The organism is Crossiella sp. S99.2, assembly GCF_023094165.1.
Taxonomy (GTDB): Bacteria; Actinomycetota; Actinomycetes; order Mycobacteriales; family Pseudonocardiaceae; genus Crossiella.
Genome location: NZ_JALMDK010000013.1, coordinates 114,710 through 125,612 on the forward strand (window position 1 = coordinate 114,710; position 10,903 = coordinate 125,612).

Below are 10,903 nucleotides of genomic sequence, written 5' to 3' on the forward strand. Positions count from 1 at the left end.
CGGTGTCGCGTGGGTCAGCTGGAGAGCACGGTGGCGAAGCGTTCGCGGAGCTGACGTTTGAGCACCTTGCCGGTGGCCCCGGTCGGGAAGTCCGCCGGATCCGTTGCCAGCACGGCACCGTGCACTGTGGACAGTCCGCGGGCGGTCAGCGCGGTGTTGACGGTGGCCAGCAGGTCCGCGGGTTGTGCGGCGCCGGGCTTGAGCTTGACCGCGGCGAACGGGACGTGACCGCGACCGGGGGCGGGCGCGTCGACCGCGACCACCGCGCAGTCCGCGATCTGCTCACACCCCAACAGGATCGCCTCCTCCAGGGGCAGGCTGTAGACCGGGCCGGTGGTGGTGTGGATGACGTCCGGCACCCGGTCCAGGTGGAAGAAGCGGCCCTTGCGGTCCTTGTAGACCACATCGCCGGTGAGCCAGTAGCCGGACAGCGAGGACTTGGTGGTCAGCTCGGAGTTGTTCCAGTACCCCGGGGTCCTGGTGGGGGTGCGGACGCCGAGCCGCCCGACCCGGCCTGGACCGAGCTGGCGACCGTCCTCATCGAGCACGGTGGCCTTCTCCACCACGCTGACCGGGGTGCCGACGCAGCGGTCGTAGTCGGTGCTCTCCGGCTCGCTCACTTTGCGGAACAAGGCCATTCCCATCTCCGAGGAGCCCAGGCCGTCGATGAACCGGGAGCCGGGCTTGTCCCCGCCGCGCGCCGGTCGCCTGCCGTGCCGGATCAGCGCCTTGATGTGCGCCTCGTGCGCGGAGTCGCCGGTGTTGATCCAGGTGTGCACCTGACTGCCTGCCGACCGGTCGATGTCCAGCTGGGCCAGTTCGGCGTAAGTCTGCGGGAAAGCGACCACAATGGACGGTTGGAACAGCTTCATCGCCTCATGCACCGCCTCACCGCTGGAATCGGCCATCACCAGCGTGGGCAGGCCGAGCAGGGTGGCGGTCATCAGGTAGCTGATCCCGGCCGAATGCGACTGCGGCAGCGCGGAAAGCATCCGGTTCTTCTCCGCCTGCGGAAAGCTCCACAGCCGGTGCCGCTTGCCGAGGAAGAACTGGCGGTGCGCGAAGATCGCCGACTTGGGCGGGCCGGTGGTGCCGGAGGTGTGGCACAGCATCACCGGATCGTCATCCCCGTGTGGGTAAGGGAAAACCCCCGGCAGCGAGGTCGCGCCACTGGTCGGCAGATCCGCGGAGTCCACCGCGAACCGCAGTGCGGCGGGCAGCGCGCCGGAGTTCTTCAACGCGGCCAGGCGTTCCTCGTCGGCCACCACGCCGACCGCGCCGATCCGGCCCAGGTAGGCCGAGGCGAACGCCGGGTCCATCCGGCCGTTGACCAGCGCCGGAATCGCGCCCAGCGAGGAGACCGCGAGGAAGTGCAGGAAGGAGTCCACGCCCTCGCCCAGCTGCACCCCGACCGGATCGCCCTTGCGCACGCCGGCGTGGTGGTACCAGGCGGCGTAGGCGTTGCGGATGGTGGTCAGGTCGTTGAGGCTCAACCGCTGCAACGACATCCCGTGCCCGGTGCGCCGCTGGGCGAGCAGGAAGGGCTGATCGGGCGCCGGACTGACCCGGCGGGCGCGGTCGAGGAAGTTGCCCACGCCCAGTCCGCGATCCAGCAGGAGCTGGAGCCGGGCGTGCAACGGCATGCGGGCCAGCGGTCTGAAGTCGATGCTCGTGGTGCCGTTTCTCTCGCTCATGTGTGTTGTCTCCCGGCAGGACCCAACTCGACGAAAGGGGGGCCGACCCGCCGCAGAGCGGGTGAGCGCGCGGCGGCGGGTCGGCGGACAGGCTGCGATCGCTTGGCTTTTCTGGGGGAATCAGCCTTCGTAGATCGTCAGCTCGTAGCCGTCGGGGTCCTTGAACTGGAACTCGCGGCCGCAGAAACCGTCACACGGGGGCTTGGTGATGGTCACGCCCTCCGCCGCCAGCTCCTTGGCCAGTTTGTCCGGGTCCTCGGCCTTGATCCAGAGCACCACGCCCCAGCCGAGTTCGCTGACCGCGTCCAGGTCGATGGCGCTCTGCCGCAACGCCAGCTTGATCGGCGCGGTGTCCAGCACCACCGCGGTGGGCACCTTGGACTCGGTGGGGGTGAAGCCGACCAGCTCGGTGTAGAAACGCTTGGAGCGCTCAAGGTCGCGAACCTGGAGCGTGAGGAAGTTCGGTCCGACAGCGTTGCTCATAAGGCGAATCTCCCTGAGTCACACCACTACTTACCGACCCCAGAGTGCTCGGCGGCCGCCACGGCAGCATCACGTGTTCGCGTGATCCTGCCGTGGCGACCCACAGTCCACAATGGACTAGTGGGACTCGTCGTGCGACATGGCCTTGCGGGTCAGCTCGACCCGGCTGGTCACGCCTAGTTTGGCGAAGCTGTGCCGCAGGTGACTGTCCACTGTGTGCGGTGAGAGGAACAGTTTGCCCGCGACCTCACGGTTGGTGAAACCCTCTGCCACCAACCGGACCACCCGTAGCTCCGACTGGGTGAGGCTGTTCCAGCCAGAGCCGCCCTTGACCGGTTTCGGTGCGATCCGGCGCCGGACCCCCAGCCGCCGCAGCGCTTTCTGCACCCTGGCCAGATCGCGTTTGGCGCCGCAGCCGGTGAAGACCTGCGCGGCCTCCTGCAGGATCCCGACCGCGGTGGCCCGGTGCCCGGCCGCGTCCTCGGCGTGCGCCAGATCCTCCAGGCCCTCGGCCAGGGAGAGCTGCCGCCCGGTGACCCGGTAGGCCCCGACGGCCGCGCGCAGCAGACTGATGTCGTTGCGCAGCACCCCTTCGGCGTGCGCGGCGGCGCCGGCGGCCGAGGCCACCTCCGGGTTGTGCTCGGCCAGTTTCCGGGTGGCCCGCACCACCAGTTCGGCGCGGGCGTGATCACCGGCCTGCTGGGCCATCCGGATGAGCCGGGCGCCGGCGGCCGAGTGCCGGGTGAACAACAGCAGCCGCTCCGGCAGCGCCTGGCTCAGCTCGTCCAGGATCTCCAGCGCGGCCTCCTGGTGCCCGGCCGCGTCCTGGAAGCAGGCCGCCGCCCAGGCCAGGTCCTCCGGCACCACGCTGACGCCCTCGTCCACCAGACCGTCGGCCTGTTTGAGGTAGCTGCGCGCCATGGTCATGTCGTCCCGGTAGATCGAGATCAGCCCGAGCATGGCCAGCAGCGGCACCGCCAGGGGCTGGGCGCGCAGCTGTTCGGCCACGAACACCCCGGCCTCGGCCTCCACCGCGGCGTCGTCCAGGCGGCCCTGGGCCAGGCGCAGTTCGGCCCGGTAGTAGTGCCAGTGCGGCTGGGACAGCGCGGTGCCCGCCGCCTCGGTGTCCTGGTGGTCGCGGGCGAACCCGGCCTCGGCCTCCTCGAACCGGTCGCTGGCGGTCAGCGCCACCGCCAGCCACAGCCGCGGATGCCTGCTGCGCGAACTGCCGCCGACCTTGTCCGCGACCCGCACCGCCTCCTTGGCGTAGGTCAGCGCCACGTCCAGCTGCCCGTGCACCCTGGCCACCACGCTGCGCGCGTTGTTGCCGCACACCACCGCCGCGTACTCCCCCGCCTGCACGCCGATGGCCACCGCCTCGGCGGCCACCGCGTCCGCGCTGCGCGGGTCCCCGCTGTCGATGAGCAGGTATGCCTGCATGGCCAGCAGTTCGGCCCTGGCCCGGCTGGGCGTGCGCGCCCTGGCCAGCGCGCGGCTGGTGTACTCGACCACGCTGGAGTTGCGTCCGGTGGCGTACAGCGCCTCGGAGAGCCCGAGTAGCAGCGAGACCTTGTCCTCGGTGCGCTCCACCGTGCGCAGCGAGGACTCGCCCAGCCGGATCGCCTCGGCGGCCCGCCCGGCCAGCGCGAGCAGCCGCACCGCGTCGCCGACCAGTTGCGGCCTGCTGGCGTGCTGCTCGTCGATGAGGTCCAGCATCCGCAGGATCAGGTCGGCCGCGGTGTTCGGCGAGGTCGGCGCGACCTCGCGGACGGCCTGCCGCAGGATCAGCACCGCCTGCGCGTCGCCCTTGTGCCCGCTGCGCACCAGGTGCTCGACCGCGTCGGCGGGTGAACGGCCCTCGCCGAGCACGATGAAGGCGGCCTCGCGGTGCAGCGCCATCCGGACCGGGCCGGGCAAGCGATTGTAAAGCGCCTCCCGGATCAGATCGTGCCGGAAGGTCAGCTCGGATCCGTTGCCCACCAGGATGCTGGCGTCCACCGCCTCGCTGATCACCGGCAGCAGCTCGGTGGCCGAACGGCCCAGCAACGCGGCCACCTCGTGCACGGTGAACGGCCTGCCCAGCACCGCGCCGGCGTCCAGCAGCCTGCGGGCCTCGCTGGAGAGATCGCGCAGCCGGTGATCCACCGCGGACAGGAACGGCGGGGTCAGCTCGTTGCCCACCACGGTCGCGGTGCCCTCGTCGGTGAGCAGCTGACCGGTGTCGCGCAGGGTGGTGAGCAGCTCCTCCAGCAGGAACGGGTTGCCCTCGGCCCTGGCGGCCAGCGCGAGCACCTTGGCGTCGGGGTGCGCGCCGAGCACGTTGGCGCACAGGTCGGCCACCGCGTTGCAGCACAACGGTCCCAGGTGGTGCCGCAGCGCGCCCTCGCTGATCAGCCAGTCCAGCGCGTCCTGGGCGTAGCCGCGCACCGGGGCCGGCCTGCGGGCCAGCAGCCACAGCACCGGCGAGGTGCTCAGCGCGGGCACCAGGATGCGCAGGGCGAAGGCGGTCAGCTCGTCGGAGCGGTGCGCGTCGTCCAGGCCGATCAGCAGCGGCCGGTCGCGCACGTGCTTCTCGATCAGCTCGCCCACCCGGTCCACCAGGCCGAGGGCGTTGCGCTCCAGATCGTGCATGGCGATGCGTTCCAGCCCGGGTAGGCCGGTGAGCAAGGCGCGCAGCGTGGTCAACGGGGCGCCCTTGTCCAACTCGGTCGCCCGGCCGAATGCCACCGAGATGCCCTGACCGGCCGCATCGGAGGAGACGACTTCGAGTAAACGGCTCTTGCCGATACCGGCCGAGCCTTCGATGACAACACAGCGACCGCTGCCCGCCACTGTGTTCGACAGCGCTCGCCGGAGGTCGGCCAGCGCGGATTCTCGGCCCACTAACGGTGTCATGGTCGCCTGCATATTCACATTCCCCCAGCTCATCTCGCCCTCCGGACAGGGCGCCCGGGTCTCGCCCCACCCTGGGCGATCCCGCGCTTTCACCTCCATTCAATCACGGTTTGATAGACAACTACAGGTAGAACTTCCTAAGCCCGATGGGGGTCACCGTGTGCTAATGAGCCGAAGCCGGAGTCATTCGACTATTCCTGAACATCATAGTCGTAAAGTCTGTAAGGATTGGTCCCTTTGGAGCAGTATTCGCAGGCCAGCAAGGGTCCAAACTGCCCCATCGGGCAACTGTTGACCCGAATGGATGCTATGCCTCCACGAACCGCAGACCGATGATTCCACCCACGATCAGCGCGAGGAACACGAAGCGCAACGGAGACGCGGAGTCGCCCTGGGTAAAAATACCGGCAAGGGCCACGCCGACCGCGCCAATTCCCACCCATACGGCGTAACCAGTGCCGACTGGCAGGGTTTTCAGCGAGACCGAGAGCAAGAAAAAGCTGATCGCGGCACAGCTGATACCAATTACGCTCGGCCACAGCTTCGAGAAGCCATCGGCCTGCTTCAACGCGGTCGCGAAAATAATCTCGAACAGACCAGCGACGATCAGAAGCGTCCAGGCCATCTGCTTACTCCCCGTTTCCACCGCGGTTGCGCTCGACATAAAACCCACCCCTCCAACCGGTAACCACCGAAAATCCTGCGGTGGCGTGCCGCCAGGAGCGACACGCCACCGCAGGACTGGTTTCAGGCGTTCGAACCGGCGTCCACGACGATCGCGGAACCGGTGATGTTGCGACCGCCGGGGCCGACCAGGTGCGCGACCGAGGCGGCGATGTCCTCGGGCTGCCCGTAGCGGCCCAGCGCGGTCAGGCCGCGCTCGTCATCGGCCTGCGGACCGTCGGCCGGGTTCATCTCGGTGTCGGTGGACCCCGGGTGCACCAGGTTGACGGTGATGTCCCGCTCGCCCAGGTCGCGGGCCAGGCCCTTGGTGAAGCCGATCAGCGCGGCCTTGCTCATCGCGTACAGCGCCACGCCCGGGTAGGGCACCCGCTCAGCGAGGGTGCTGCCGATGCTGACGATCCGGCCGCCGGCTTCCATGTGCTTGGCCGCGGCCTGACTGGCCACATAGGCCGCGCGGGCGTGGATGGCCAGGGTGCGGTCGACCTCGTCGAGGGTGACCTCGTCGATGGTGCCGTAGGGGAAGATTCCGGCGTTGTTGACCAGGATGTCGATCCGGCCGAACTCCGCGACGGTCTGCTCGACGGCGGCCACCACGGCCGCGGCGTCCGCGCTGTCCGCGGCGATGGCCAGACCGCGGCGGCCCGCGGCCTTGATGTCCTCGACCACGCCCTGGGCGCGGTCGGCGGCGCTGGCGTAGGTCAGCGCCACATCGGCTCCGTTGGCCGCGAGCTTCTTGGCGATGGCCGCGCCGATGCCGCGGCTGCCCCCGGTGACCAGGGCCACCTTACCTGCGAGTTCCGACATGTCCCCTCATTTCTGGGTCGATCACTACATAATTGGTATCGTGCAGGAGATCGACCTGTCAAGGATTTTTGGGTCGATCGCTACAGAAAGGGGTGGGGCATGGCCACACGAGGCCGTCCACGTGCTTTCGACCGCACCGCGGCGCTGCGCTGCGCGATGGAGGTGTTCTGGGAGCACGGCTATGAGGGGACCTCGCTGAACGACCTCAGCGCGGCCATGGGCATCAACACCTCCAGCCTGTACACCGCCTTCGGCTCCAAGGAGGAGCTGTTCCGGGAGGCGGTCACCTACTACGACGAGACCGAGGGCGAGGCCGCCGCCCGCGCGCTGCGCGAGGAGCCCAGTGCCAGGGCGGCCTTCGAGGCGGTGCTGCGGGTCAACGTGCACGCCTACACCGATCCGGCCAAGCCCAGCGGCTGCATGATCGTGCTGGCCGCGACCACGTACACGCCCAAGAGCGAGAGCGTGCGCGACTTCCTGGCCGAGTTGCGCCGGGAGACCCAGGAGTCGCTGCGCCAGCGCCTGGCGCGCGGCCAGGCCGACGGGGACGTGCCGCCCGAGGCCGACGTCGACGCGCTGGCCGGGTACTACAACACCCTGTTGCAGGGCCTGTCCATCCAGGCCCGCAGTGGCGCCGACCGCGCGGAGCTGTCCGCGATCGTGGACGCCGCGATGCGCGCCTGGGATGTGCTGGCCGCGCCCGGAGTCCGGGTGTGACGCCGAGGAGGGCGAACCGGTGATCCCGGTTCGCCCTCCGGCGATGACGACTGAGCGGGCTGGCTTCAGACCGCCTCGATGCCGTACTTGTCCGCGGCGATCCGCATCGAGCGGGCCACGTCGTCGGCGTGCTGTTCCTCCGGCGGCGCTTCCTCGCCGTCGATGACCGGGATGCCGACCTCCAGGAAGAACTCCTCGAACCCGCTGGGCACAAAGAAGATCAGCAGCTTGGCGTGCGTCTCGCCGACGTTCTTGAACCGGTGCGGCGAGCCGCGCGGGATGTAGATGAAGGAGCCGGGCTCGATGATGATCGGGCGGCCGTTGGCCACCACCTCAAGCCGGCCCTCGATCAGGTAGAAGGCCTCGTCCTCGTTGCGGTGCAGGTGCAGCGGCGGTCCGCTCTGCGGCGGGATCACGGCTTCCAGCAGGCCGAGCGCGCCGCCGGTGTCGGCGATGCCTGCCTTGACGGTGTACCGGTCGCCGCTGAACGCCCACACGCTCGGACCCTCGCCGGGCGGCACGTACAGCGCTCGCGGCGTCTCCTTCTCCACCTGGCTGGTCATGCGAATCCTCACTTTCGGGACGGGACGACGTGGACAGCGTGGCCATCGGAGGTGGTCCGGGACATCACGTCTTCGCGTGATCCCGGCGCAACTCGCCGGCGAGTTCGGTCGCGAAGGCAACGAAGTCGCGGGGTTCCCGGCCGGTGATCTCGCGGACCGCCGGACTGAGCAGCTCGGCCTCGCCCGCGCGGTAGGTGGCGTACAGCTCCAGTCGCGCCCGGACCGCCCACTCCGGCACGCCGTTGCCCAGCATGGCCGCGCCGGCCTGTTCCGGGGTGACGTCCAGGTGCCGGATCGGGCGACCAGCCACTGTGGACAGTGCGGCGGCGACTTCGGCGTAGGTCAACGCCTTCGGCCCGGTCAGGTCGTGGGCGCCGGCGTGCCGGACCGGGTCGGTCAGCGCCCTGGCGGCCACCGCGGCGATATCGCGGGTGTCCACCATGCTGACCCGGGAGTTCCCGGCGGGCAGCACGATGGCGTCCTTGGCCGCCACGGTCGGCAGCCACTGCACCGCGTTCTGCATGAAGGCGTTGGGGCGCAACAGGGTGTAGCCCAGCCCGGACTCGATGACGGCCTGTTCGGCCAGTCCGTGCTGGCGGTGCACCAGCGCGGACGCGGCCGGATCGGCGCCCAGCGCGGACAGTTTCACCACATGCCCGACCCCGGCCCGGACCGCGGCCTCGACCAGCCCGGCCTGCACCAGGTCCTGCCGCGGGTGGAACGGGGTGAGCAGGAACAGCGAGCGGATCCCGGCCAGCGCTTCGGCCACGGTCCGCTCGCGTTCCAGGTCCACCTCGACCCGCTGCACCAGCGGATGCCCCGGCAGTTCGGATCCCTTGCGCACCAACGCCCGCACCCGGTGCCCGGCCAGGGTCAGCTCCCGCACCAGTGCCCGGCCGATGTTCCCGGATGCGCCGGTGACCGCCAGTTCAGGCGGCGTGGAGGGCGTGTGCACCGGCCCGCTCCAGGATCTCCGGCAGCTGGTTCTTGATCGCGGCGTCGGCGAGCAGTTCGCCGAGCACCGGGGCCATCTTGAACAGGTTGTGCCCGGCGATGGCGGTGACGCCGTCGGTGTGCCAGGCGTGCACAGCGTCCGAGCCCGCGGGCAGTTTGGTCATCACGCACACCCGGATGCCGATCGGGTCCGGTTCCAGGCCGGGCATGGCGCGGCGGACGTATTCGGTGACCCGGCGGACGTGGTCCTCCATGCCGGAGCCAGGGGCGAGCGCGCCGTTGGGGCCGAACGGGATGTCCACGTCCAGGCCGATCAGGCCGAGCACGTAGGTGTCCCGGTTGCCGATGGGCGAGCCGTAGACGGTCTCGCCGAAGGCCCCGGAGCGATCCACCCAGCAGGGCAAAGCCTTGCCACGGAAGGGTTCCCGCACCCGGTAGTGCGGCCGGGCGTGCAACGCGGACTCCAGCGGCACGTCCAGGCCGACTCCCGCGGCCAGTTTCGGCACCGCGGTGCCCGCGCAGATCACCACGTGCCGGGCCCGGTAGATGGCCTCGGTGGTCTGGATCTCCACCCCGTGCCCGTCGCCGGGCACGGTGACGCTGTGGATGTCGGCGTTGACGATCCGGTCCCCGACCCAGCTCGCCAGCGCGTCAATGGTCCGCCGGGCCCGGATCGCGCCCGCACCGGGGTCGACCAGCAACGGTCCGTCCACTGTGGCCAGTGCCGGGAAAACCTTCTTGCCCTCACCGGGATCGGCGAAGCGGTGTGCCACCCCGTGCCGCACCATCCCGGCCACATCGGCGGGCCCCATCCCCGCGTAGACCGCACCCTCGGGCCCGATCAGCTTGCGCCCCAGGCGTTCCTCCCACCGGCCGAACCCGGCCCGCCCTTCCACCGCCAGCGCGACCAGGCGTTCGTTGTCGTGCCGGTGCCGGAAGGTGCGGGTCAGCCCGCCGGAGAGCCCGTGTCCGGGTGGCCTGCCGTCGAAGCAGGTCACCGACACCCCGCGCCGGACCAGCGCGTCGGTGGTGGCCAGCCCGAGCACGCCGGCGCCGATCACCGCGACATCCAGTTCCCGCCTGTGCTCAGCCATGCGCACGCCTCCCCGCACCGCTGCGGACCGAGCTGCCAGCCATGAGTGCCTCCTGGGTAACGACTGTGGCCGATACGGGCATCACGAGCCTGGCCGCCGGGGCCGCACGCGGGCATCACGTGTTCTCGTGAGATCCCCCGCCGAAGTCCGCGGCATGCTCGGCGACCCAGTCGCGGAAGCTCCTGCCGGGTCTGCCCAGCAGCTGCTCGACCACGCCGGTAGGTCCCAACGGTCTGGTCACCAGGGTCGCGTAGGCGTCCAGCACAGTGTCCACAATGGACTCATCCAGCCAGCTGAGCGCGTCCGCCCTGGCCTGGCTGACCGGGATCTCCTGCCAGCGCAAGGGCCGTCCGAGTGTTTCGCCGATGATCCGCACCTGCTCGCGCTGGGTGTGTATCTCCGGCCCGCTCAGCAGGTGTCTGGCTCCGTGGTGGCCGTCCTCGGTCAGCGCGCGCACGGCCACCGCGGCGATGTCGGCCTCATGGATCAGGGTGAACCCGGCCTCGCCGTGCGCGCCGCGCACCACGTCCCCGGCCCGCACCTGCCCCGCCCACTGCCGGGTGTTGGCGGCGAAGGAGAACGGCCGCAGGAACGTCCACTCCAGACCGGTCCCGGCGATCAGCCGTTCCACCCCGGCGTGGTGCGCGCCAATGGGATCGGACTGTTCCTCCAGGGTGTCCTCCACCGCCGCCGAGGACAGCAGCACGACCCGGCGGGCCCGCGCCGCGATCACCTCCACCACCCGGGCCGCCTCGGCGGTCGAACCCACCGGCCAGACCAGGAAGACCGTGTCCACGCCGGCCAGCGCGGCACTCAGCGCGGCCGGATCGGACTGCGCCCCGGTCGCCACCGGCACCCCGGCGGGCAGGTTGGCGGTGGCCGGATCGCGGGTCAGCGCCCGGGGTGTGCTGCCGCCGGCCAGCAGTTGCCGGAGCACCGCGCCACCGACGTTGCCGGTCGCGCCGGTCACCAGGATCTCGTTGTGTCGCTTCATGTCCTGGACGCTACGGAGCGG

10 protein-coding genes are annotated in these 10,903 nt (G+C 70.3%); 1 reads left to right on the forward strand and 9 read right to left on the reverse strand.

The window, feature by feature from the left end:
• Positions 1-14: 14 nt before the first annotated feature.
• The 5 genes from MZC64_RS37305 to MZC64_RS37325 all read right to left on the reverse strand — a co-directional run bounded on the left by MZC64_RS37305 (position 15) and on the right by MZC64_RS37325 (position 6,560).
• On the reverse strand, positions 15-1,694 hold the full coding sequence (locus MZC64_RS37305; protein WP_247764382.1) for a class I adenylate-forming enzyme family protein: 1,680 nt from the start codon (positions 1,692-1,694) through the stop codon (positions 15-17).
• A gap of 120 nt (positions 1,695-1,814) precedes the next feature.
• On the reverse strand, positions 1,815-2,177 hold the full coding sequence (locus tag MZC64_RS37310; RefSeq protein WP_185003987.1) for a VOC family protein: 363 nt from the start codon (positions 2,175-2,177) through the stop codon (positions 1,815-1,817).
• A gap of 117 nt (positions 2,178-2,294) precedes the next feature.
• Positions 2,295-5,072, reverse strand: a complete 2,778-nt coding sequence (locus tag MZC64_RS37315) for a helix-turn-helix transcriptional regulator (RefSeq protein WP_247764383.1) — start codon at positions 5,070-5,072, stop codon at positions 2,295-2,297.
• 307 nt (positions 5,073-5,379) lie between these two features.
• Positions 5,380-5,736 carry a multidrug efflux SMR transporter gene (locus MZC64_RS37320; RefSeq protein ID WP_282106498.1) on the reverse strand — a complete coding sequence of 119 codons (357 nt, stop codon included), beginning with the start codon at positions 5,734-5,736 and terminating at the stop codon, positions 5,380-5,382.
• 83 nt (positions 5,737-5,819) lie between these two features.
• Positions 5,820-6,560 carry an SDR family NAD(P)-dependent oxidoreductase gene (locus MZC64_RS37325; RefSeq protein ID WP_247764384.1) on the reverse strand — a complete coding sequence of 247 codons (741 nt, stop codon included), beginning with the start codon at positions 6,558-6,560 and terminating at the stop codon, positions 5,820-5,822.
• 99 nt (positions 6,561-6,659) lie between these two features.
• Here MZC64_RS37325 and MZC64_RS37330 point away from each other — a divergent pair, with 99 nt between their 5' ends.
• Positions 6,660-7,277 (forward strand): TetR/AcrR family transcriptional regulator, encoded by a 618-nt coding sequence (locus MZC64_RS37330; protein WP_247764385.1) that lies wholly within the window; start codon positions 6,660-6,662, stop codon positions 7,275-7,277.
• A 65-nt stretch (positions 7,278-7,342) separates the two neighbouring features.
• Here the strand turns inward: MZC64_RS37330 and MZC64_RS37335 are convergent, their stop codons facing one another.
• From MZC64_RS37335 to MZC64_RS37350, 4 genes are all read right to left on the reverse strand, one after another.
• Positions 7,343-7,840: a cupin domain-containing protein gene (locus tag MZC64_RS37335; RefSeq protein WP_247764386.1), complete on the reverse strand. Its 498-nt coding sequence runs from the start codon at positions 7,838-7,840 to the stop codon at positions 7,343-7,345.
• 64 nt (positions 7,841-7,904) lie between these two features.
• On the reverse strand, positions 7,905-8,795 hold the full coding sequence (locus tag MZC64_RS37340) for an SDR family oxidoreductase (RefSeq protein ID WP_247764387.1): 891 nt from the start codon (positions 8,793-8,795) through the stop codon (positions 7,905-7,907).
• Complete coding sequence (locus MZC64_RS37345; RefSeq protein ID WP_247764388.1) at positions 8,770-9,888, reverse strand: FAD-binding oxidoreductase; 1,119 nt, start codon at positions 9,886-9,888, stop codon at positions 8,770-8,772. Before MZC64_RS37345 ends, MZC64_RS37340 begins: the two co-directional genes overlap by 26 nt.
• Positions 9,889-10,003: 115 nt before the next feature.
• Complete coding sequence (locus MZC64_RS37350) at positions 10,004-10,882, reverse strand: NAD(P)H-binding protein (protein ID WP_247764389.1); 879 nt, start codon at positions 10,880-10,882, stop codon at positions 10,004-10,006.
• Between the last annotated feature and the right edge of the window lie 21 nt (positions 10,883-10,903).